We start from the raw sequence: 23,643 nt of genomic DNA, 5'->3' as shown, positions 1-23,643 counted from the left end.
CAATACTTATTGTATTACTGTTATTTTATCATAGATATTCAAACTATGTAAAATATAAATTATTTCTGTACGTCCTTACGCAATGCTTTTCGCAACGCCAATGCAATCGGTGTTACGATAACGCCTGCGAAAATTGCTTCTGGAATACCATGAGTAACAGACAATACTAAAATAGTTCCAATAACTTGATCAGATGAAAGATGCATTGCCTGTGCGAACATATCCGCGTATATCACATAGATTAGCCCCATTACCATACATGTATGGAATATAGTGCCCATAAATGCAGAAACTATCAAGCGCGGACCTTGTGGTACCTTCCATAATGCTTTGTATACAAAAAAAGCCAATACAGGGAATATAATCCGAGGTAATACTGATACTAACGGATTAATAAACAGTGGTGACAAAATATTTGGTGCCGTAAAATTTTGCCAGAAGCTATAGACACCAAAAATCAATCCTACGAACGCACCAACCTTAGGCCCTTCAACTAAGGCACCAATTAATGCTGGGACATGTAATGTAGTGACATTCAATGGTCCTAACGCCATAATACCATAGCCAGAAAGACCTAGAATAATGGTAATGGCCGCTAATAAACCCACAATGGTTAATTCGCGCAATGTTAAGCCCGATTTCGTAACGGTTTCCTTACTCTGTTTACGCTCCAATTGTGTCGCTTGTTGTTCTTGGATTGATACCTGTTGGTTACCATCCTTCACATTTTCATTCATAAAAATCCTCCTCCGCTCTCATTCTCTTAGGATATGAGTCGAAACTAGAAATAAAATTAACCTTTGCTCTTAGTAAGAGCTTTTATTACACCTATCTCTACTAATTTACCAATTAGTACAGATACGATAATAAACACAAATTCCAGTAATCCTGGTGTAAAGAATACAAGTGGATTACCTTGATAGATTGGAAATACCGTAGGTGCTATTGCTTTCACAAATTCCGGAATATACCCACCATATAATATATGACCATTCATAGCTAATAGCATAGCAGCAGTAACGACAATACGCAATAATCTCGTCCCTTTATATTCACCATTTCGAGGGTACATATAGAATGCAAAGACTAACATCGAAATGATGATGAATAGGAATTCCCCCACTAAAGCATTCAAACTAATAGTAGGACCAAAATAAGCTACCATGATAGGATCTGTCAAATTAATGTAAAAAATAGAACCTAAATAGATAAATGGAATTGGTAAAATATACACGGCCATATCTAAAGCTTCATCAACCGCTCCCCATCTATGGCGACGTTTGAAGAAAAATGTCATCAATAAAGCTACCAACTCAAGCAAAATCTGTGTGAAAAAATATACACCTAAAAAGACTAGTACTATAAGTGCTTGATTTTCCAATGTTACATTGAACGGCGTAGTGAATAGATTAATAACCGTAAAAATGGCCCAACTGTATACATGGTACCCCATATGAAGTGGCAATTCACCAAATTGTCCTTGTCGCATCCGTTGTAAGAGAACAGGTACCAATAAAGATAAAACGGGGAATGTGAGATATGGAGATCCCAAACCGGTTTGATGTAATACAGCAGTCACTACACTTACAAAAAAGGCACTAACTAAAGTAAATACAATAAATTGCTTATTCATGTGAACCTCCCAACAAGTGAGAAATTAAATAAGCTATGATGAGAACAATAGTAACCTGACCATACATACCGACAAGGAAGATAATATCACGCCCAACGGATGGCAAACCCCAAAGCCAATTTAAATCCAACCCAAGAAACATTAGCTTATAGGTAGCAAACTGAATAACGGCCCAACCCAGCACATATATAATGCGGTTAATCCGTTTATTTTCAGCGCCAAATGTACTAGCTTTAAACGATAAATAGGCCCAAGGAATACACAAGGATAGCAATAAATACCATACCAATGCCACTGTAGCACTAGATCCATTATGAATCATATAAGAAATAACAGGAATGGCCACGATAAATATATTCATATATAGTGATCGTTTACAAATATCTAATATAGTGTTCATATACGTTCTCCTAAGATAATTAACCACTTGATATTGTACACTACACACCAGTAAAATGCCACAAAAAAAGACCTCTTATAGAAATTTTCTATAAGAGGCCTTTTAATAAAATCCATGTGCGAAACACGGAACAATCAAGTATTATGCAACAGTAGATTCTGCAGTAATATCAATTGTATGTTTGTCTTCAGGTTTTTCTTCTTTCAACAATGGAGTCATGCTTTCAATACCAATACCCAATGTGAAGAGGTTATGTAACCAAGCAGTTTGACTTGGAGGCATGAAACCAAGTACGCCACCACCTACAAGAGCACCATTGAAACCAACAATGCCATTGTAATTGGACTTGATGCGTTTCATCAAGGCCATAGAAATGCGGCGTAAATCTACAAGAGCTTGTAGATGATCGGAAGAAATCGTAACATTCGCAATTTTTTGAGCGATTGGTGCGCCTTCATTCATAGCGATGCCTACATGTGCTTCAGAAATAGCTGGGGAATCATTGATACCATCCCCTACCATCATGACAGTATAACCTTCAGCTTTTGCTTGTTTTACATAAGCTGCTTTATCCTCTGGCAATACCTCTGCATGCACTTCATCGATACCGAGTTCATCAGCTACGCGTTGCGCATTGCGTTTGGAGTCACCAGTCATCATGACAATCTTTTTAATGCCTAAAGCATGTAAATCAGCAATAACTTGTTTAGATTCATCGCGTACAGGGTCTTTAATACAAATAACCGCTGCTAGTGTACCTCCAATAGCGAGGTAAATATGGGAAGATGAATTTGGTAAATTATTGAACTTTTCTTGTTCATCTGCAGGAATCTTTGTTTTTTCATCATCAAAGATGTAGTGAGCACTACCAATGCGTACACGGTAGCGGCCAACTTTAGATGCAATACCATGAGCTACAACGTATTCTACGTCGGAGTGCATTTCCTTGTGAGGCAAGGAATGATCCTTAGCAGCGCGTACAATTGCTTTTGCCATGGAATGAGGGAAATGTTCCTCAATACATGCAGCCAATTTTAACATTTCATCTGCATCATGACCATTAAATGGAATGATTTGTTCAAACTCAGGTTCTGCTTTTGTAAGAGTACCTGTTTTATCGAATACAATCATATCTGCTTGTGCAATTTGTTCTAAGAATTTACCACCTTTAACAGTGATACCGCGTTTAGATGCTTCTTGCATAGCGGAAAGTACTGCTAATGGAATGGATAATTTAAGAGCACAAGAGAAGTCAACCATTACGAAAGACAATGCTTTCATCACATTACGAGTCAACAAGTATGTCAAACCAGCACCAATAAAGCTTATTGGAACTAATTTATCAGCCATGCGGTATGCTTGTTGTTCCATACCGGATTTCATTTGTTCAGACTCTTCAATGAGGTTAACGATTTTTTCGTAACGAGAAGATTTAGATGTGCTACGTACTTCTACAATAGCTTTACCGTCTTCAACAACAGTACCTGCATATACAGAACTGTCTTGATCGCGACGAACCGCTTCTGGTTCACCAGTCATGGAGCTTTCATTTACAAGAACAACACCATCGATTACAGTGCCATCCAATGGAATTACTTCACCTTGACGGATAATGATTTTATCGCCTTCCACAACTTCGTTAACAGGCTTGCTCACTTCAATGTCATCAACTAAAACCCATACTTTATCAACATTCAAAGACATGCTTTGAGCAAGATTCAATACAGATTTACGGTGAGTCCATTCTTCTAAGATATCGCCAATACCTAATAGGTACATAACAGCACCAGCTGTAGGATAATCTTTTTGAAGTAAAGCTGCACCAATAGCAACACCGTCGAGAACCTCTACGGTTAACTTACGTTGCCACAATGTTTTAATCGCTTTGCCGATAAATTTAATACCGTCAAACCATGCCCATGCTGCCGCAATCGGTGCAGGTAGCACTGCTTTTTTACCTAAGTAAATAGCAGTACGATTAATCATCATTTCACGATATTTTTTATTTACCAAGCGCGGAGAGTATTCATTCAAAGCAGGAGCTTCGGACAAATCTAAATCGCGTAGACCTAACACCGCATCACGTACAGATTCAGAATCGCCAGTATGTTTAATGGCGATCTGACTGCTACGTGTATAGAAGGTTACGTCTAAAATTGCATCATTAAGTAATAATGTATCTTCTACATAAGCGGCTTCAGCTTCTGTAAAGCGATGACCTGTTACCTTAACATGCAAGCGATTTCTGAGTTTTCGTACAACAGAAAATTGTAACATAGTTAAATCCTTCTATTATTTATTTTCTTCAAAGATTTCTTCGTTGCGTGCTTCGTTGATTTCTTGAGCTTCTGCCAATACATCGGATGCGGAAGCTTGTACTTTTTCAGCAGTTTCCAATACAGTTTCTTTAGCGCGAAGGCCAGCTGCTACGATACCAGCATATACTTTTTTAGCGTCTTTAGAAGTCAACACTTTAAGACCTACAGTACCCAAAGCAAGACCTGCTGCGAATAAGTTAGCGTTTTTAAGATTGTTTTGATTGAAGTTGAACATGATAATATCCCTTTCTACTAAATATAATAAAAAAATGTAATTACATTATATGAAAAGAGGAGTTCATTATAGAGACTCCTCTTTCATTACTAGTAATTTGTATCAGCTTAATGATCAGTACGTTTAATACCTAGTGCCTTGTTCGAACCATCACAGCTGCAGTTTCCACCACAACCAGAAGATTTTTTGGAATTAGATGCAGAGCCACCGCCGCCACAGCCGCAGCCACCCTTACCAGACACTTGTTTATAAATTTTTGTACCAAGATAAGCCAATGCTAATATCACTATGAGTCCTATAATTAGGTTATCCATTATAATTCCTTCTTTCTCAATATCCACCAAATTTTCACAAATTGATATATGATAAATGAGTTAAAAGCAATATATTTGGATATTTCCCTTTTCTCATTATCATTTAACCATAAATAATGATAATTGGCAAGAATTATTTTAAATTTTTCTATAATTAAATTACATTATGTCAATACAATTTAGTTCTAGGTATCTAAGGAATGTAAACCATAGTGATTAGCTACGCTTTAATTAGAAGCCTAGTGCCAAACCGATATTGTAGAAAATAAAGCATGCAATCCATGCGAAAGCATTTTCATAGCAGAACATGAATAACATCCATTTCCAAGAACCAGTTTCACGTCTAATAACTGCTAACGCTGCGATACATGGAGGGTAAATCAAAATAAATAGCATTAATGTTAATGCAATCAATGGTGTAAAGTGTGGATCGTTTTGTAAGTAATCAGTCAATGCTTGAGGATGATCTGTATCGCCACCTACCGCATAGATAGTACCCAATGTAGATACAACAACTTCTTTAGCCGCTAAACCAGCCACAAGAGATACACCGATTTTCCAGTCAAAGCCTAATGGTTTAAGAACTGGGTTGATTGCTTTACCGAACATAGCAGCATAGGATTGTTCCAATTTTTCAGAATTTTTTTGTTCGTCAATTTTTTGATTTTCATCATCTAAATTAACGCTATTTTTGTACATAGCCCATGCTACTGGGAATAATTGTTCATTTTGTTCTTTAATGTCATTGAACAATTCAGGTGCTTCAGAATCATCTTCTACTTCGATTTCAGGAGCATCTTCTCCAGCATCCTCTGCTTGTGTAGTGGCATCTGCTACAGTAGATTTCATATTATCTACGATTTCATTAACTTGGTCTTTTTGTTCATCTGTAGCGATACCAAAATGAGCCAAAGTTTCAGCATCTTTCATTTCATATGTTTGAGCTACTTGATCATGCAATGCATCATAATCTTTGGAGTATTCTACATCCATTGGATATGTTGTGATGAACCATACGAGGATGGAAGCAGCAAGGATGAAAGTACCTGCTTTTTTAAGGTACATAATACCACGTTCAAACATATGAGTTAATGTAGCTTTTAAAGTTGGTAAATGATATGGAGGCAATTCCATTACGAATGGTTCTGCTTCGCCAGCAAATAAATATTTGCGGAAAATTTTAGCAAACACGATACCAAATACAATACCTAATGCATACACACCAAATACTACAGTACCAGCCCATTCAGGAGGGAAAAATGCTGCTGCAAACAAAGTATAAACAGGTAAGCGTGCAGAACAACTCATGAATGGAGTAATTAAGATTGTTACCATACGATCTTTGTAGTTATCAAGGATACGTGCACCCATTACGGATGGTACGGAACAACCAAAACCTAATAATAAAGGAATAAACGATTTACCATGTAAACCACAAGCGCGCATTACACGGTCAATAACGAAGGCAGCACGTGCCATATACCCTGTATCTTCCAAGAAAGAGATACCAAGGAATAATAATAGAATTAATGGTACGAAGGATAATACAGCACCTACACCGGCGATGATACCGTCAGAAATAAGTGATTGTAACTGACCTTCTGGAATAACTGTTATAACCCATGCTTGTAATGCAGTAAAGCCATCTTCAATCCAACCTTGAGGAATAGCACCTACAGTATTTACAAAGTTAAATAGTAACCACATTACAACCATAAAAATTGGCAAACCAAGAATACGGTGAGTTAAAATTTTATCATAACGGTCAGAACGCGTTTCTAATTGTGTAGGAGCCTGTGTTAAACATGTATTATATACTTCTACTGCGAAGCGGTGACGATATTCTTGGAATACTACATCAAGATCGACTTGATCTTTAATTTCTTCACGAATCGCTTTCGCTTTTTCAATAACAGCTTCTGTATTTTCAAAGCGCATAACTTTGCCAATAACGTCCGCATCTTTTTCTAACAACTTAACAGCAACCCAACGAAGTGGATATGTAACAGTACCAGCTTGTTTTAGTTCTTCTACAAGTTCACTAATTTTGCCTTCTAACAAATCACCATAGTTAATTGTTACACCAGGAGCTTTTTGAGAAGCAGCTACACTAACTGTTGCTTCTAACAACTCTTTTGTACCAATGTTTGTACGACCTACTGTGCTAACAATTGTAGCCCCTGTCATTTCTGCCATTTTTTTTAGGTCGTATTTGATGCCCATATCTTCAGCAACATCAGACATGTTTAGAGCAATAACCATTGGCTTTTCAAGTTCCAATAATTGTGCAGCTAAATATAAGTTACGTTCTAAGTTAGATGCATCAAGTACGTTAACGATAACATCAGGGTTATCATTTACAATAACGTTACGAGCTACCAATTCATCCAAAGAACGTGCTGTCAAACTATATGTACCTGGTAAGTCAATAAACAATAACTCATGGCCATCAAATTTCTTATAGCCTTCCTTTTTTTCTACTGTAACGCCGGCATAGTTACCAACGTGTTGCTTCGCCCCTGTGATATTGTTAAACATTGTAGTTTTACCACAGTTAGGGTTACCTGCTAAGGCAATGCGAATTTGCCCTTTTTCTGCCATGTGAACCTCCTATTGAACCTCTACATCAATCATGCCAGCTTCGCTATTACGAAGTGCTAATTCAAAGTTTTTTACTTTGATTTCCACCGGATCCCCCAAAGGGGCAAACTTCATAACATGGATTTTTGTACCATGTACAAGACCCATGTCAATTAGACGATGCTTAACGTTGCCACTGCCATGTAGTGTAACAATAAGACCAGACTCACCTGGTTTCATGTCTTTTAACTTTTTGATAGCCATACGACACCTCCTAATTATTGTACCTAACAACCTCATATTAAACACACCAAATAATAATGCGTATTAATATCTTAAATTATTATATCATGAGAGTTCATAATTTCAACAATAATTATCATTTTGTTATTCAAAATATTTATACTTATTATTAAATATGATTATACCTATTTTAAAAATATACTAAGCGTACTTATAAAATAATGGCCTATCCATTTTAATATTATATACACAATAAGATTTCTCATTACTGAAAATGAGAATTAAGGTTATCTTGTTATCAATTTATTATACATCCATTCTCATTTTCACACTTGCATTTCAAGAACTGCCTGTCATAATTAAAACTTCTAATCTCAATTTCGCATATCAAATTCTCATTTTCTGAATTTTATTCATTTAATTAGATGTTATTCAACACTCATTATCTCCCCAGAATATTCCATAATGATATAAATTTGCTCCACTCTAATAGATTAGGTATAATTAATATAATATGTATTAAAGAAAGGACGACACATGAAATCTTTTAAATCCTTAGGCGTTTGCGACGAACTTATTAGCGCCTTACAAAAACAAGGCATCAAGGAACCAACGCCGATTCAAGAACAATCGATTCCTATCGTCTTCAAAGGCAATGATATTATTGCAAAGGCACAAACAGGAACAGGCAAAACGCTAGCCTTCTTATTGCCTATATTGCAACGCATTCACACTGATGTACATCAAGAACAAGTACTGATTATCGCACCAACACGGGAACTCATTAAACAAATTTCCGACGAAGCAAAGATGCTAGGCGCTGTGTTGGATGTCGATATTCTTCCGCTCATCGGTGGTAAAACGATTGAATCCCAATTACAACAACTTGGTAGACGTCCTCACGTTATCCTAGGTACACCAGGTCGTTTATTGGACCACGCTAAGCGCGGATCCCTCCATCTCGATTCAATCCGTCGCGTAGTATTAGATGAAGCGGATCAAATGCTTCACATGGGATTTTTACCAGACATAGAAAACCTAATTGGTCAAACAGATGCGAATCGACAATTGTTACTCTTCTCTGCTACAATTCCGGACAAGATACGCAACCTAGCAAAAGCATATATGACAAAACCGGTATCTGTAACAGCGGAGGGTAAACACATTACACTAGACTCAATTGACCAACGCGTATATATGATGAATCCAGAGGATAAAACACCTCGCCTCATCAAGATGATCCAAGAAGATAATCCATATTTGGCAATCGTGTTCTGTAACAAACGAGAAGGCGCCATTCGACTATCCTATGAGTTGACAGCTGCAGGTCTCAACATTGCTGAAATGCACGGCGACCTAACACAGGGCCGACGCACACAAATACTTCGAGACTTTGCCAAGGCAAAAACACAAGTTTTGGTGGCTACCGATATTGCAGCGCGCGGCATCGATATTGAGGGCATCACTCATATATACAACTATGATGTACCTCATGATGTAGATTACTACATCCATCGTATCGGTCGTACAGGTCGTGCAGGTAATTCTGGTATAGCCGTTACATTTGCAACGCCAGCCGATGAATCTTGGTTACGACGCATAGAACGAGCGATTCAAGCAACCTTAACAAAATACACAAAAGATGGGCAAATCAAAACTAAAGGTAATGCCAGCACTGCGCCAAAACGCAAAAAAGCAACATCAAAACCTAAAATCACAAGTTCCTATCAATCTACAAAAGCAAAAGCCCATAAGGCTCGAGGCCATAAGGGTTCCAACACTCGTCAACGCCGTACCTCTACATCACAAACAGGTCGACGTGGCAAACGGAGATAACACAAAAATGCGTGTAGCATATCATAAGCTACACGCATTTTTTAGTGTCATTATTTATTTTGATTTGCATAGATACTCGGCACACCCTCTACATCCATGCACTGCGTCTTGCAAGCAGAACGATTACTACAAACCCATGTAGTACGTCCTCTCATCTGTTGCTTTACAAAATATCCCTTTTTGCATCGAGGGCATATATATTGCTTTGACTCTTCCGGAACCTCCAGATTTGAACCCTCGTTTTGACCACCACCTACAGGTTGAGTATATCGACAAGACGGATAATTAGTACAACCTAAAAAGGCGCCAAACTTACCACTCCGCTGTTGTAATCGCCCCTTCTTACAGGATGGACACTCGGGTAAATCCTTCAGATTTACTTGATTGGCATCCATAGGCCGTCTTGCATTTTGATTCGAAATGGTACGGACCACATTGGGCATCATTTGATCACGACTTACCAGTTTATCAAAACCAAGTTTATCAATTAAGTGTTGTAAAAATTGAATCTGATCTTTCAGGAATGACTCCAGTGTATCCTCACCCTCACTCATAAGGGCAAGACGTTCCTCCCAAACGGCGGTTTCATCAGGATATAATAATTCATCAGGCAATGCATCTACCAAAAGATATCCCGTATCGGTAGGCGATAACACCTGCTTCTTACCAGATGTCTTCATAAACCCACGACTGATTAATTCATCAATAATATTAGCCCTCGTCGCTTCCGTTCCGATACCGGATACGGCCTTCAATTGTTTCTTCAACTCTTCATTCTTAACAAACTTATGAATTTCCTTCATCGCTTGTAATAATGTAGAAGGCGTAAATCGAGATGGCGGTTTTGTTTGTTTTGACTCTACAGATGAATGCGTATATTGAACTGAGTCATTCTTTTTAACCGACGGCAAATGATCTGCTTCTTCGATAGCATCCTTTTTAGGCCCCGATTCTGCACCTCGTTCATCGGTTAAGTCCGGTTCATCACCATCTGCGTTAGTCTTAGACTTTTGACGCTTATATAAGGACTTCCAGCCTTCTTCAATAACAACGCGACCATTAGCAACGAATTCTTCCTCGCATTGACCAACTACAATCCTTGTTTGCTCATATACATGTTCTCCATAAAACTGAGCAATATAGGCCTGACTGATGAGAAAGTAAATATTACGTTCTGCTTGAGTTAGGCTATTTACATTACAAGCAACTGTGGTTGGAATGATGGCATGATGGGCAGTAATCTTTTTTTCATTCCATGCACGACTCTTAATATTTCTATCCGCATTTTGTGCCCATTGTGAAAGTTTTTCATCCCCCGTTTGCACTAAATTGCTGAGAATAGCCATGCGGTCACCATATTGATTAGGTGGCAAGTATTCACAATCAGAACGAGGATAAGTGGTCAATTTTTTCTCGTATAATTTCTGTGCCGTATCAAGTACAGTTTGAGGGTCATAAGAGTATGCCTTCCCTGCCAACACTTGTAATGACGATAGTGATAATGGCAAACGTTGTAAATCTTTCTTCTTGGATTTTGTAACGGATTTTACCACACCATCAGGGCTTGATGCTAGCTGTTGCACTAAGCTTTCAGCAACCCCCTTATTAATGAGACGCCCATCTGGGTCTAATCCTTTTTGTTCATCCTTAGGTTGCCACGTTGCCCAAAAGGTACCATTCTCATGGGTATATAAAATTTTAACGGTAAAATAATCAACCGGTTTAAAATCGGCTAATTCTCGTTCACGACGTACCACGAGTGCTAGTGTCGGTGTTTTTACACGGCCTATAGGCAATGTTACCTTATTCCCCTTATACCGTTCAGATAATGTATAGGCCCTCGATAAATTCATCCCGATTAACCAATCTGCACGCGCTCTAGCCAATGCAGATTGATATAAATTGTGAAAGTCCTTATTATCGCGTAAATCACCTAATGCCGATTTTACAGATTTCTCGTCCAATGCATTTAATAAAATCCGTTGCACCGGTTTTGTATTGCCTACAAAATACAAAACCTCATCGACTAATAACTGACCTTCTCTATCTGGGTCACCCGCATTGACGATGATATCAGCTTTTCCAATCAGCTCTTTTACAGTCTCAAACTGTTGACGACTACTATCGGTTACGAGTAATTTCCACTCAGTAGGTACGATTGGTAAATCTTGAGGGCGCCAGCGGATATACTTATCGTCATAGTCACCAGGTTCAGCTTGATGTAATACATGCCCTACAACCCATGTAACAATATCATCACCTTGAATGAAATAACCATTGCGTTTTTGTATATTCTTATGTTCCGGCAAACATTTACTGATTTCTCGAGCCATGGATGGCTTTTCTGCAATAAATAACCGCATGGTCCCCTCCTTAACGTACATATGGCGATCATCCCCGTAGTCGCTCTTTGAAATCTCATTATACTACAATTTAGTGGTCATAACTACCAAAATCATGTATAATTTTAAAGATATGAATGATGTGGAAATTGTACAATACAATTAAACTTTCACAAGCGAAACAACAGAGGTGAATTATGACATTTTTAGAAGAAGTACAACGTCGTCGTACGTTTGCTATCATATCTCACCCGGATGCGGGTAAAACGACACTAACAGAAAAATTACTTTTATACGGTGGTGCCATTCACTTAGCGGGGTCCGTTAAATCTCGTAAAACGGCAAAACACGCTGTATCTGACTGGATGGAAATCGAAAAGCAACGTGGTATCTCTGTAACGAGTTCCGTATTGCAATTCGACTACGATGGATGTCGCGTAAACATCCTCGATACACCTGGTCACCAGGACTTTTCCGAAGATACCTATCGTACATTGATGGCCGCCGATAGCGCAGTCATGCTTATCGACGTAGCAAAAGGCGTGGAAGCACAAACTAAAAAACTATTTGCCGTTTCTAAAGAACGAGGTATTCCAATCTTTACATTCGTAAATAAAATTGACCATTTTGGTCGTAGTCCTTTCGATTTGATGGAAGAAATCGAAAATGTTCTCGGCATCCGTACATGCCCTATGAACTGGCCTATTGGTATCAATGGTGAATACAAGGGCGTATACGATAGAGAACATGAAACGATCGAGCTCTTTGAAAAGGATGAAACACATGGTCAAGAAAAGTTAGCCTCTGAAAAAGGTGCTTTAACTGACCCTCGCATGAAAGAATTATTAGGTGACGATGTATATCAAGCATTGCTTGATGATATCGAATTATTAGACGTTGCAGGCGACCCATTCGATTTTGATAAGGTGCGCGCCGGCGAATTGACACCGATGTTCTTCGGCTCCGCCATGACAAACTTTGGGGTAAAACCATTCTTAGAAAAATTCTTAGAACTCGCTCCATCCCCTGCGCCACGTCAAGCAATCGAAGAGGTTGTACAACCTACAAGCGAAGACTTCTCGGCATTAGTATTTAAAATTCAAGCCAATATGGACCCTAATCATCATGACCGTATCGTATTTATGCGTATCTGCTCTGGTAAATTCGAAAAAGGCATGTCCGTATTGCATCGCCAATCAAATAAGACGATTCGCTTATCACAACCACAACAATTCTTGGCTACAGAACGCACCATTGTAGAAGATGCGTACCCTGGTGATATTATCGGGGTCTTCGACGCTGGCACAATGGGTGTAGGTGATACACTGTGTGCACAAAAGCATAAGATTACATTTGGCGACTTTCCTGTCTTCCCACCTGAATTCTTTGCTCGTGTATCTCCAAAAGATACGATGAAACGCAAACAATTCCAAAAAGGCATGACACAACTTGCCCAAGAAGGGGCTGTTCAAATCTTTGAACAATCAGGTGCTCTCGACTCCTTCGTAGTTGGCGCTGTTGGTATGCTTCAATTTGAAGTATTGGAATACCGCCTAAAAAATGAATACGGTGTCGATTTATTAAATCATACATTGCCATACAGTGTGGCACGCTGGATTGACGGAGACGTAGATACATCTACACTAAAAGGTCTAGATAATGCGATGATCGTAAAGGATAACCGTGACCGCACCGTTGTACTCATCGCCAACGAATGGCAAATGGGTTGGGTACAAGAACGTAATCCAGATGTTACATTCTTAACAACACCAAAATTACATAATGAGATTTAATTAAATCTTAGTTCACTATATAAATGGCGATGGCCCTTTCTATCGAGCCTTCGCCATTTTAGTCTCACATTCATACAATCAAAAATTTTTCTATTCTCATTAGAGGAATTTATAATGAAAGTGTAGAATATATAATCTATACATATTTTGTATACATGATAAATTCTATAGTATTTAATTGGTTGTTCATGATACAATGTAATAAATTATTTTTATTTGTTAAAAGGAGTGATTTTATGCCACTGATTGACCTAAAGTTAGTCAACGATGTATGGACACTAAACCTGTCCATGATTCAAACTGTGGGCCTCGCTGTAATTACCTTATTCATAGGTACTTGGATTAATAAACATTCCAAGTTTTTACAACGCATGTGTATGCCAGCACCAGCTGTAGGGGCTTTACCATTTGCATTTTTAACTGCTATTCTTTCTTATTATCATATCTTGGATATTAAATTTGAAGGTTCCTTGCAAACCTTTTTAATGCTTGCCTTCTTTACTACCATCGGGTTGATGGCTTCCTTAAAGGTATTGAAAAAAGGCGGTATTTTCATTATCTTCTTCTTCCTTGCTTGCGCCGTATGGATTGTAGTTCAAAATACTGCAGGTATTGCTATTGCCAAAGCATTGGGTATTGAACCTATTATTGGTATCATGGCTGGTTCTGTTTCCATGATTGGCGGTCTTGGCACAGCTGGTGCCTTTGGTCCATACTACGAACAATTACTAGGTATTCCAGGTACAGCATCTGCAGCCGTAGCGGCAGCTACATTCGGTATGGTAGCTGGTACAATCTTAGGTGCTCCAGTAGGGGAACGCATCATCAAGATGCACAAGGTAAAAACACCTTATGACAACCCTGAAAGTATGGATGATGACAACATCGATTATATTGAAGATCATGTTGAAGGCGGCGGAAAGCAATTCAACTCTCAAGATTTATTAACGATTTGTATGTGGATTGGCCTTGCTCTTGGCATTGGTACCATCGTAAGTGCTGGTTTATCTATCATTACACCTCTACCTGCATACATCGGTTCTATGATTTGTGCCGCAGTAATTCGTAACGTAGGTGATTTTACAAAATCCTACAAGATTAACGATGCTGCTCTTGATGCCGTATCCAATGTAGCATTATCTTTATTCGTTACAATGGCAATCAATAGCTTGAAACTTGTACAATTAATCGATCTTGCATTACCACTTATTACAATCTTGGTTGCACAAATGGCGCTTATCTGTGTATTCGCATACCTCATTTACTTCCTATTTGGTCGCAACTACGACGCAGTTATGCTCGGTGCTGGCGCCATCGGCTTTGGCTTAGGTGCTACACCAAATGCATTGGTTAATATGTTATCCTTAGCAAGTAAACATGGTCCATCACCTCGTGCATGGCTCGTTGTGTCCTTGGTAGGTGCATTCTTAATCGACTTTGCTAATGCCTTTATTATTACAACAATGGCTGGCATTCTATACTAAAATGAAAGGACCCATTCGGGTCCTTTTCTTATGCCAAAAGGTCCTAAGGGTAATCCTTAGGGCCTTTTAATTATATTATTTAATTAAGGCAGCCCACGCATTAGCTACATCAGCAAATTCTTGAAGGGTAAATGTCTCCCCTCTTCGTTGACCATCGATATTGGCTTTTGCTAATAGCTCTTCGATTCTATCCTTGGATAGACCTGTAGTCTTCATCGTATTAGCAAAGGTTTTGCGTCGTTGCGCAAAACCAGCTTTCACAACGCGGAAGAATAGTTTCTCGTCAACCACATCCACAGGAGGTTTATCGCGCAATACACAACGAATGACAGAACTCGTTACAGCTGGTGCTGGCAAGAAAGATTTTGGCGGAACATCTAGTACAATATCAGGCATAGTATAATACTGAACAGCCACTGATAGCGCACCATAATCCTTCGTACCTGGCTTTGCCACCATCCGTAGGGCTACTTCCTTCTGTACCATCACAACGAGGCGCTCTATAGGCAATCTACTTTCCAAAAGAGACATAATAATAGGCGTTGTAATGTAATATGGCAAATTAGCAACAACCTTGAACGGTTTATGATGCATAATGGACGGTACATCTAATTTCAACACATCCCCATGAACAATAGTCACGTTACTATATTGAGCTAGTGTCGTATCTAAAACCTCTAATAAACGCGTATCGAGCTCAATAGCCGTTACATTAGCACCACTTTGTGCTAAGCCTTGGGTAAGCGTGCCAATACCAGGACCAATTTCTAAAACAGGCTCTCCTTCTTGTAAATCCGCAGCTTTTACAATTTCATCAACAATGCCACGCTTAATCAGAAAATTCTGGCCCAACTTTTTGCTCATTTTAATATCAAAACGTTTACAGATATAATGAACTACTTCTGGACTCGCAATGATAGATTCAATCATGAATACTCCTATTCTAAATTTTGTTACGAATTTAATACTATGTTTGTTGAAAGTATATTAACATCTTGAAACGGCTTGTTCATATTCATCACGACTGATGCCATAATGATTGAGTCGATATAAAAACTGTTTGCCATTTCCATATCCTATACCCAAAGCAGCACCAATGGCAGCTCGTTTATCAGCACTATTAGGAAATCCAGAAAGGCCATGTCGTACAAGATCTGCCATCGTAAATTCCTCGCTGGATACCAATGATTCCGTATGAAGTACAGATAAAGCCTTTAGAATAGATTCTGGCGAAGCTTGTTCAATGCCAATATCATCATTTGCATAGGCCTCATCGCGAGGAACAAAGGCATGTTGTGCATTAGGAAATTTCTTCGTTAATACGCGACGTATACGTTCACCTGCCGTATCTGGATCGGTAAGAATAATAATGCCCCGCTTCTCATAGGCTATGCGAATCTGTTCCATAACGCCCTTGCGCAAGGTAAATCCTTCCGTAGCAATACAATCAGCGTCAATAGCTTGGTGTATACGTTGTATATCCGATTTTCCTTCTACTACAATAACCTCTTTTAACATAGGACCTCCTTATATCTATTATATTATTGTAACATATATAGCATTGCTTAAATAGGTGTAATAGTTTAGTATAATATTATATAAAACTATAAAATAAGGAGATAATTGTGACATTACAACAATTGCGATATGTAACGACAATTGCCAATATCGGCAGTATTAGTGAGGCTGCAAAACGTTTATTCGTATCTCAGCCAAGCTTGACGAAAGCCATAAAAGAATTAGAAAAGGAGATGGGCATTACCATCTTCGATCGCACCAATAAGGGCATTACTGTATCTAAAGAGGGCGAGCGTTTTTTAGGATATGCACGCCAAGTATTGGAACAAGCTACGCTGTTAGAAGAACAATATAAGAGTAATAAAGGTGGAAAAAAACAATTTTCCGTATCTACACAACATTACTCCTTTGCAGTAAATGCTTTTATCGATCTTATCAATCAAAGCGATGTAGACTCTTATGATTTCTCGTTACGGGAAACACAAACCTATGAAATCATTGATGACGTAGCACATATGAAAAGCGAAATCGGTCTTTTATATTACAATGATTTTAATCGACCTGTTCTAGAAAAATTGATTCATACTAACGAATTAACCTTTACAGAGCTATTCACGGCTAGCCCTCATATTTTTATCGGCAAACAACATCCATTAGCCTCTAAAAAAATGGTCTCCATGAATGAATTGGAACCATATCCTTATGTATCATTTGAACAAGGTGACCATAATTCGTTCTATTTTTCCGAAGAAATTTTTAGTACTGTTGTGCGCCCAAAACATATACGCGTCCGTGATAGGGCCTCCCTCTTTAGTCTATTAATCGGCCTCAATGGATATACCGTATCAAGCGGCGTTATCGATAAGGAATTCAATGGCGAAAGTATCATTTCAGTGCCACTAGCAGAAGAAGGCATAATGCATATCGGTTACATTACCAACAACAAAATGCAACGCAGTCGTTTAGGACAAGGATATATTAATGCCTTAGAGCAATACGTAAATAATTATGGCAAACATATTCAATTGCCTACAGAAAAATAAATATTTTGTTCTACGAATATAAGACTAACAAACTATATCAGTACACCCTCCACACAGGGGTGTACTTTTTCTTTATAACTAACGCTCTAATATATGAACACCTCCATAACTATAATCTATATCAAACATCAACATATAGATATTTTTAAATATAGTTAGACTTAGCTATAATATACCTATCGAAATTATCGGTTATACCGTTTATTATAGGAGGTTTTATTATGTCTAATCATTTAGCACCATTTCATTTTGATATTGTAGGTTCTTTCCTACGTCCAGCAGAATTAAAAGAAGCACGTCAAGCTTTCACAGACGGCAAAATCAGTCGCGAAGATTTAACAGCCGTCGAAGATCGCCTTATTACAGACCTTATCAAAAAACAAAAAGCAGCAGGTCTACCTGTGATTACAGATGGCGAGTTCCGCCGCGCATATTGGCATTTGGATTTCATGTGGGGATTCAATGGTGTAAAAGAAATTGAACTTGAACATGGCTACAAATTCCACGGCCAAGAAACAGCACCAGGTTCTCTTGCACTTACAGGTAAAATTACAGGTACTAATCACCCATTCGTAGAACATTTTAAATTCGTAAAACAATTCGAAGATGAACATACAACAGCTCGTCAAACCATCCCTGCCCCATCTCAATTCTTAGCAGAATTATTCCGTGAAGATAATGGTAACGTAACACGTTCCTTCTACCCAGATTTAGAGGAGTTAATTCAAGATATTGCAGCAGCCTATCGTCAAGTTATAAAAGATTTATATGATGCAGGTTGTCGCAACATTCAATTTGATGATTGTACATGGGGTATGTGCTGCGACCATGGCTATTGGACTGGCCGTCAAAAAGATAAAAGTGTAACCATCGAAGGAGAAACAGCAAAATACTTACGCGTAAATAACTTGGCTCTTGAAGGTCGTCCTCAGGATCTAGCTTTTACAACACATGTATGCCGCGGTAATTACAACTCTACTTGGGCTGCTAGCGGCGGCTATGAACCAGTGGCACCAATTCTATTTGCCAAAGAAAACGTAGATGCATATTACTTAGAATTCGACGATGAACGGTCCGGTGGCTTTGAACCATTACGTGAAGTATCACCTAATAAAAAGGTTGTATTAGGCCTCATTACAACAAAACGTCCACAACTAGAAGATAAAGAAGTGATTAAGGCTCGCATTAAGGAAGCTACGAAATACATTCCTCTCGAAAGACTTTGCCTATCTCCTCAATGCGGATTTGCATCCTGCGAAATCGGCAATCAATTAACCGAAGAAGAGCAATGGGCCAAATTAGCATTAGTTAAAGAAATAGCACACGAAGTATGGGGTGATTAGATGAAAGAACGCACAATATACTTAGGTGGTGGTTGTTTCTGGGGATTACAAGGTTATATTCGCCAAATTCCTGGTATAGTATCGACTGAGGTGGGCTATGCCAACGGCCCTACTACCAACCCAAGTTATGAAGATGTATGTCATGATAGTGGCCATGTAGAAGCACTAAAAGTAATCTATGATACCGATATATTATCATTAGATCATTTAATTCAGTATTTCTTGCGTGCTATCGATCCATTTAGTATCAATAAACAAGGCGGGGATGAAGGAATCCAGTATCGGACAGGTATATACTATACAGATAGTGCTGATAAAGCAATTATCGAGACTACATTAGCTCGTGCTCAATCCTTTGAAAGCAAGCCCTTCGCCATCGAAGTATTACCACTTGATAACTATTACTCTGCAGAGGAATATCATCAAGATTATTTAGACAAAAACCCTAATGGTTATTGTCACATTCCTCTCGGCCTATCCCAAGAGCCACTTATAGACGATAGTGCCTATAACAAACCGACCGAAAAAGACTTGCAAACTTTATCACCGCAAGAGTTTGAAGTGACTCAAAATGCTGCTACAGATGCACCATTTAGTCATGAATTGACTGATGAATTTAAATCCGGACTTTATGTAGATATTACAACGGGCGAACCACTATTCGGATCATCGCGTAAATTCGAGTCACATTGTGGTTGGCCAAGTTTTACAAAACCCATAGCAAAAGATGTTATTCGATATTACAAAGATAACTCACACGGTATGCAGCGTGTTGAAGTACGCAGTCGAATTGGTAATGCCCACCTAGGTCATGTCTTTGAAGATGGCCCTAATGGATCATTACGGTATTGTATCAATGGATCTGCGCTCAAATTTATACCTAAAAATGAATTATTAGGAACAAAGTATGAATACCTAATTCCTTATATTGACTAATATCTATACAATAAAAGGACGATATATTTCCTCGTTGGAAACTATCGTCCTTTTCTCATTAGGGTAATTATACAAAAAGGAGATATCACTTGGATATCTCCTTTTATTATTAATATGAATTAATCGAGTACGTAAACTGTTACATCACGTCGACCAAAGTCCATGGCTTCACCATAGGAGTCCATAACAAGGTCAATACGATTCCCTACGATAGCACCGCCTGTATCAGCTGCTACGGCCTCACCATAGCCTGGAATAAATAAGCGCGTACCTAATGGAATCACATCAGGGTCAACAGCAACTACACCGCGTACTGCAGGAATACCTGTAGCAGTAATACCAGCACCGTCGCCATCACCTGCTAAATAAGCAGATGCTTCCATAACGATGGAACGAGATGCACGGCCAGATACATTACGGGATGTCGTTACTTCACGAGTACCTTCTTTAATAATTGTAGGTACCATATTTGTCATTACAGACTTAGACAATTCATTCGTTCTAATAGCGGTGCCATTATTATATAATGTCTCAACCTGAACGCGTTCAGTGCCCGGTTGACCAACTTGAACAACTTCTTCTTCACCTTGAGCCATTGTGTCATCTTTTTGACGAATAACTTGAACTGGGATTTCTTGATCCACAGTATTCACTGCACGGCTTGTAACACGTACAATATTCACAGTACTACCAGCTTGAATAGCACCACTAGCTGCAGTGGTATAATTAGGAGCTTTAAAGCCTAATTCTTCTGCTAAGTCCTCTGCTGTAGTTTGTGTAGTATAAACAGTTCTAGTTTTTCCATTTACTGTAACAGATACTGGGAATGCTCTTACTACTGTAAGTGTTGTCCCTTCTTGTACAGAATTAGAATCGCTAATTACTTTATCTTTCGGATTTAATTTAATACCTGCGTTACGCACGATACCTTCATTCGAATTTAAATGTGTTTTAACAGTATGAGCTGCACCATCAGCCATGACTGTAACAGTTTTATCGTTGTAAGAAAAACCAGTCAAGGTTATTGCAGTTACCATCAATCCAGCAACCACAGACGATATATATCGCTTGTGCGTCTTTTGAATTCTCATTACGAAATACCTCCTGTAACAATCATATTCTACTACAGTTAGATATAACCTGTCAAACACACAAGGTTAACAATCGTCGATAAACCCTCATAATATATGGCTTTTCTTATTTTTAATCTTTTGTTTTTTTACACTTTGTCCACTGTATAAATACATATCTAGGTTTTTCGATAACATACTACATAAGCAAAATTGTAGAGGTATATAAGATACTACTACAATATATAGTATATGATGTATATATTATTTTGACAATGAATATTTATGAGTTTTTCTATTGTTACCACAAAATATATTAAAGTTCTAAATTTTCATTTACATTTCATATTACAGTAAATAAAACGACTAAAACATACGTAAATTGGGTATTTATAACCTATATTTATACATCTATATAACAGCGTTTTGAAATTTCATTATTCTTTCATCTTAAACATTGGCTTAAATCGTTCTATGACTGTCATTTGCTCCCTACTATCTTGTGTATTAGCAGCCTCCATTAATTCTTCTTGTGCAGATAACGGTCCCTCTATATTAGATACTTTATAATAAGAACCATCGGCTCTCATAAGATGTGCTTTTAATGTATCTACTAAATATAAGTCTAGAATACCTTTAATTCTTGCTTTATGACGTTTATCCTCAATAGGAATCATCAATTCAACCCGTTCATTTAAATTACGAGGCATCCAGTCCGCACTAGAAAGAAAGATTTTTTCATTTCCTCCACTTCGGAAATAGAACAATCTATGATGTTCCAAGAAACGTCCAACTATGGAACGTACCGTAATATTATCACTAACACCTACAATGCCCGGTCTGAGCGTACAAATTCCTCGTACAATCAAATCAATACGCACACCATTAGCAGAGGCCTCATATAATTTGGCAATGACTTTTTTATCCAGTAAGGAATTCATTTTTGCAATAATATATGCATCTTCACCACGTTTGGCACATTGAATCTCTTCGTCTATAAGATCCATAATTCGCTCTCTCAAATTTAATGGTGCTACGATAAACTTATTCCAAATCGGTGGATCCGAATAACCTGAAATTAAATTAAAGAAGCGAGATGCATCATCACCGTATTCATCATTGCATGTAAAAATACCACAATCCGTATATATGCGGGCCGTTTTACCATTATAATTACCCGTTGCTAAATGCACATAACGGCGTATACCATCTTCTTCACGGCGAACTACCATTGTAATCTTAGAATGGGTTTTTAACCCCTTTAACCCATAAATAACATGACAACCCGCCTTTTCTAATCTACGAGCCATAGTAATATTATGCTCTTCATCAAAACGGGCCTTTACTTCCATCAAAACAGTAACTTGCTTACCATTATCCGCTGCTTTTATAAGAGACGCAATAATGGGTGATTCTCCACTAACGCGATACAAGGTTTGTTTTATAGCCAATACATTTGGATCTACCGCAGCTTGTGCTACAAATTGTTCAACCACACTAAAGGATTCAAAAGGATGATGTACGAATATATCTCTATTACGAATCACATCGAGTAAATTTTCTCCTTCGAAACCAATTAAATCGCTTGGTATTTTAGGCTCAAATGGTTTATATCGCAAATTATCATACCCAGGGTAATTTGAAAAATCGAAATACATACGACAATCTAAATGACCATCTATATGGTATACATCTTTTTCTTCAAGTTCTACACTTGCCAATACGGTACTCAACAATTCAGGAGAACCAGCTCCAACAACCTCTAATCGAACCGCATCACCACGGCGTCTGCGTCGTAAAGAGGCCTCTACTTCGGTCAATAAGTCCTTTGCGTCTTCTTCATCGATTTCTAAGTCCGCATCACGAGTCAAGCGGAAAATCATGGCCTCTTCTATGCCATAACCTTGGAAGAACTGGATTGCATAATAACTAATTACATCCTCTAAATAGACAAATCTATGTTCCTTATTCGATGAAGATGGTACTTCTATAATTCGATCTAATACTGATGGTATTGGCAAAATTGCAATTTTATAATCCTTTGTACCATCAGGTTGGACTTGAAAAATACGAACAATAGCATTAATCGTATTATTAGCTAAAAAAGGAAATGGATGTCCTGAGTCAACGGCCAATGGAGTGACCACAGGATAGATTTGTTCCTCAAAATAATGACGTAACCAGGCCTTTGTCTTTACATCTAACTCTTCAGGATGAAAAAAACTTAACCCTTTTTCCTTTAAATCTGCTAAAACACGATGTAAATAGGTATACTGTAACGAAACTAAACGCTGTACAGATTCATCGATAGCTTTGAGCTGAGCCTTGGCATCCATATGAGCAGCATCATATTTAACAATACCATTCATAGCTTGATGACGTAATCCCGCTACGCGTATCATAAAAAATTCGTCTAAATTAGAACTGGCAATAGCGATAAAGCGTAAACGCTCCATTAAGGGATTGCTCGTATCCATCGCTTCTAATACAACCCGTTGGTTAAACTTTAACCAGGATAATTCACGGTTAAAATAGTACTTTGGACTTGTAAACAA

The 23,643-nt window shown here is 38.2% G+C and carries 19 protein-coding genes; 6 read left to right on the top strand and 13 right to left on the bottom strand.

Going from position 1 to position 23,643, the window contains the following annotated elements; all coding sequences use genetic code 11:
- Positions 1 to 59: 59 nt before the first annotated feature.
- The 8 genes from VIHSUH07_RS03060 to VIHSUH07_RS03025 all read right to left on the bottom strand — a co-directional run bounded on the left by VIHSUH07_RS03060 (position 60) and on the right by VIHSUH07_RS03025 (position 7,744).
- On the bottom strand, positions 60 to 737 hold the full coding sequence (locus VIHSUH07_RS03060) for an ECF transporter S component (protein ID WP_105083872.1): 678 nt from the start codon (positions 735 to 737) through the stop codon (positions 60 to 62).
- 56 nt (positions 738 to 793) lie between these two features.
- Positions 794 to 1,633, bottom strand: a complete 840-nt coding sequence (locus VIHSUH07_RS03055; protein ID WP_105083871.1) for a hypothetical protein — start codon at positions 1,631 to 1,633, stop codon at positions 794 to 796.
- Positions 1,626 to 2,033 carry a hypothetical protein gene (locus VIHSUH07_RS03050; protein WP_105083870.1) on the bottom strand — a complete coding sequence of 136 codons (408 nt, stop codon included), beginning with the start codon at positions 2,031 to 2,033 and terminating at the stop codon, positions 1,626 to 1,628. Before VIHSUH07_RS03050 ends, VIHSUH07_RS03055 begins: the two co-directional genes overlap by 8 nt.
- Positions 2,034 to 2,174: 141 nt before the next feature.
- On the bottom strand, positions 2,175 to 4,310 hold the full coding sequence (locus VIHSUH07_RS03045; RefSeq protein ID WP_105083869.1) for a heavy metal translocating P-type ATPase: 2,136 nt from the start codon (positions 4,308 to 4,310) through the stop codon (positions 2,175 to 2,177).
- A 15-nt stretch (positions 4,311 to 4,325) separates the two neighbouring features.
- On the bottom strand, positions 4,326 to 4,586 hold the full coding sequence (locus tag VIHSUH07_RS03040) for a DUF6110 family protein (RefSeq protein WP_005376730.1): 261 nt from the start codon (positions 4,584 to 4,586) through the stop codon (positions 4,326 to 4,328).
- Between the two features lie 107 nt (positions 4,587 to 4,693).
- Positions 4,694 to 4,900, bottom strand: a complete 207-nt coding sequence (locus VIHSUH07_RS03035; RefSeq protein WP_105083868.1) for a FeoB-associated Cys-rich membrane protein — start codon at positions 4,898 to 4,900, stop codon at positions 4,694 to 4,696.
- Positions 4,901 to 5,131: 231 nt separating this feature from the next.
- A complete protein-coding gene (feoB, locus tag VIHSUH07_RS03030; protein ID WP_105083867.1) occupies positions 5,132 to 7,501 on the bottom strand; it encodes a ferrous iron transport protein B in 2,370 nt (789 codons plus the stop codon).
- 9 nt (positions 7,502 to 7,510) lie between these two features.
- Positions 7,511 to 7,744 carry a FeoA family protein gene (locus VIHSUH07_RS03025; RefSeq protein WP_005376797.1) on the bottom strand — a complete coding sequence of 78 codons (234 nt, stop codon included), beginning with the start codon at positions 7,742 to 7,744 and terminating at the stop codon, positions 7,511 to 7,513.
- Between the two features lie 516 nt (positions 7,745 to 8,260).
- Between VIHSUH07_RS03025 and VIHSUH07_RS03020 the strand changes: the two genes are divergently transcribed.
- Complete coding sequence (locus VIHSUH07_RS03020) at positions 8,261 to 9,559, top strand: DEAD/DEAH box helicase (RefSeq protein ID WP_105083866.1); 1,299 nt, start codon at positions 8,261 to 8,263, stop codon at positions 9,557 to 9,559.
- A 50-nt stretch (positions 9,560 to 9,609) separates the two neighbouring features.
- Here VIHSUH07_RS03020 and VIHSUH07_RS03015 read toward each other — a convergent pair whose 3' ends face one another.
- Positions 9,610 to 11,922, bottom strand: a complete 2,313-nt coding sequence (locus VIHSUH07_RS03015; protein ID WP_105083865.1) for a DNA topoisomerase 3 — start codon at positions 11,920 to 11,922, stop codon at positions 9,610 to 9,612.
- Between the two features lie 176 nt (positions 11,923 to 12,098).
- Here VIHSUH07_RS03015 and VIHSUH07_RS03010 point away from each other — a divergent pair, with 176 nt between their 5' ends.
- The gene (locus VIHSUH07_RS03010; protein ID WP_105083864.1) at positions 12,099 to 13,694 is read left to right on the top strand and encodes a peptide chain release factor 3; all 1,596 of its coding nucleotides are present in this window, start codon (positions 12,099 to 12,101) and stop codon (positions 13,692 to 13,694) included.
- A 236-nt stretch (positions 13,695 to 13,930) separates the two neighbouring features.
- Positions 13,931 to 15,178, top strand: coding sequence for a sodium/glutamate symporter (locus VIHSUH07_RS03005; protein WP_105083863.1), 1,248 nt, complete (start codon positions 13,931 to 13,933; stop codon positions 15,176 to 15,178).
- Positions 15,179 to 15,253: 75 nt separating this feature from the next.
- Here the strand turns inward: VIHSUH07_RS03005 and rsmA are convergent, their stop codons facing one another.
- A complete protein-coding gene (gene rsmA, locus VIHSUH07_RS03000; protein ID WP_105083862.1) occupies positions 15,254 to 16,108 on the bottom strand; it encodes a 16S rRNA (adenine(1518)-N(6)/adenine(1519)-N(6))-dimethyltransferase RsmA in 855 nt (284 codons plus the stop codon).
- 57 nt (positions 16,109 to 16,165) lie between these two features.
- Positions 16,166 to 16,696 carry a ribonuclease M5 gene (rnmV, locus tag VIHSUH07_RS02995; protein WP_105083861.1) on the bottom strand — a complete coding sequence of 177 codons (531 nt, stop codon included), beginning with the start codon at positions 16,694 to 16,696 and terminating at the stop codon, positions 16,166 to 16,168.
- Positions 16,697 to 16,803: 107 nt separating this feature from the next.
- Here rnmV and VIHSUH07_RS02990 point away from each other — a divergent pair, with 107 nt between their 5' ends.
- From VIHSUH07_RS02990 to msrB, 3 genes are all read left to right on the top strand, one after another.
- Positions 16,804 to 17,739, top strand: coding sequence for a LysR family transcriptional regulator (locus VIHSUH07_RS02990; protein WP_105083860.1), 936 nt, complete (start codon positions 16,804 to 16,806; stop codon positions 17,737 to 17,739).
- Between the two features lie 221 nt (positions 17,740 to 17,960).
- Positions 17,961 to 19,082, top strand: a complete 1,122-nt coding sequence (locus VIHSUH07_RS02985; RefSeq protein ID WP_105083859.1) for a 5-methyltetrahydropteroyltriglutamate--homocysteine S-methyltransferase — start codon at positions 17,961 to 17,963, stop codon at positions 19,080 to 19,082.
- Positions 19,083 to 20,018 carry a peptide-methionine (R)-S-oxide reductase MsrB gene (msrB, locus tag VIHSUH07_RS02980; RefSeq protein ID WP_105083858.1) on the top strand — a complete coding sequence of 312 codons (936 nt, stop codon included), beginning with the start codon at positions 19,083 to 19,085 and terminating at the stop codon, positions 20,016 to 20,018.
- A gap of 119 nt (positions 20,019 to 20,137) precedes the next feature.
- On the opposite strand, the gene VIHSUH07_RS02975 is transcribed toward msrB, so the two are convergent.
- Both VIHSUH07_RS02975 and ppk1 read right to left on the bottom strand, forming a co-directional pair.
- A complete protein-coding gene (locus tag VIHSUH07_RS02975; RefSeq protein WP_005382472.1) occupies positions 20,138 to 21,109 on the bottom strand; it encodes a 3D domain-containing protein in 972 nt (323 codons plus the stop codon).
- A gap of 416 nt (positions 21,110 to 21,525) precedes the next feature.
- A complete protein-coding gene (gene ppk1, locus VIHSUH07_RS02970; RefSeq protein ID WP_105083857.1) occupies positions 21,526 to 23,643 on the bottom strand; it encodes a polyphosphate kinase 1 in 2,118 nt (705 codons plus the stop codon).

Origin of the sequence: Veillonella sp. T34266-5 (genome assembly GCF_002959815.1) — a bacterium.
In the GTDB taxonomy this organism is placed as follows: domain Bacteria; phylum Bacillota; class Negativicutes; order Veillonellales; family Veillonellaceae; genus Veillonella; species Veillonella atypica.
Note: the sequence above shows the minus strand (reverse complement) of the source record. Positions and strands in the feature narration are given on the sequence as shown.

What these genes read in the sequence shown, in the direction of transcription:
- VIHSUH07_RS03010 (WP_105083864.1), top strand. Translation starts at nt 12,099, where the DNA reads ATGACATTTTTAGAAGAAGTACAACGTCGTCGTACGTTTGCTATCATA.
- VIHSUH07_RS03040 (WP_005376730.1), bottom strand. Translation starts at nt 4,586, where the DNA reads ATGTTCAACTTCAATCAAAACAATCTTAAAAACGCTAACTTATTCGCA.
- VIHSUH07_RS02985 (WP_105083859.1), top strand. Translation starts at nt 17,961, where the DNA reads ATGTCTAATCATTTAGCACCATTTCATTTTGATATTGTAGGTTCTTTC.
- VIHSUH07_RS03025 (WP_005376797.1), bottom strand. Translation starts at nt 7,744, where the DNA reads ATGGCTATCAAAAAGTTAAAAGACATGAAACCAGGTGAGTCTGGTCTT.
- VIHSUH07_RS03005 (WP_105083863.1), top strand. Translation starts at nt 13,931, where the DNA reads ATGCCACTGATTGACCTAAAGTTAGTCAACGATGTATGGACACTAAAC.
- VIHSUH07_RS03020 (WP_105083866.1), top strand. Translation starts at nt 8,261, where the DNA reads ATGAAATCTTTTAAATCCTTAGGCGTTTGCGACGAACTTATTAGCGCC.
- rnmV (WP_105083861.1), bottom strand. Translation starts at nt 16,696, where the DNA reads ATGTTAAAAGAGGTTATTGTAGTAGAAGGAAAATCGGATATACAACGT.
- VIHSUH07_RS03050 (WP_105083870.1), bottom strand. Translation starts at nt 2,033, where the DNA reads ATGAACACTATATTAGATATTTGTAAACGATCACTATATATGAATATA.
- VIHSUH07_RS03045 (WP_105083869.1), bottom strand. Translation starts at nt 4,310, where the DNA reads ATGTTACAATTTTCTGTTGTACGAAAACTCAGAAATCGCTTGCATGTT.
- rsmA (WP_105083862.1), bottom strand. Translation starts at nt 16,108, where the DNA reads ATGATTGAATCTATCATTGCGAGTCCAGAAGTAGTTCATTATATCTGT.
- VIHSUH07_RS02975 (WP_005382472.1), bottom strand. Translation starts at nt 21,109, where the DNA reads ATGAGAATTCAAAAGACGCACAAGCGATATATATCGTCTGTGGTTGCT.
- VIHSUH07_RS03015 (WP_105083865.1), bottom strand. Translation starts at nt 11,922, where the DNA reads ATGCGGTTATTTATTGCAGAAAAGCCATCCATGGCTCGAGAAATCAGT.
- VIHSUH07_RS03035 (WP_105083868.1), bottom strand. Translation starts at nt 4,900, where the DNA reads ATGGATAACCTAATTATAGGACTCATAGTGATATTAGCATTGGCTTAT.
- VIHSUH07_RS03060 (WP_105083872.1), bottom strand. Translation starts at nt 737, where the DNA reads ATGAATGAAAATGTGAAGGATGGTAACCAACAGGTATCAATCCAAGAA.
- VIHSUH07_RS03055 (WP_105083871.1), bottom strand. Translation starts at nt 1,633, where the DNA reads ATGAATAAGCAATTTATTGTATTTACTTTAGTTAGTGCCTTTTTTGTA.
- msrB (WP_105083858.1), top strand. Translation starts at nt 19,083, where the DNA reads ATGAAAGAACGCACAATATACTTAGGTGGTGGTTGTTTCTGGGGATTA.
- feoB (WP_105083867.1), bottom strand. Translation starts at nt 7,501, where the DNA reads ATGGCAGAAAAAGGGCAAATTCGCATTGCCTTAGCAGGTAACCCTAAC.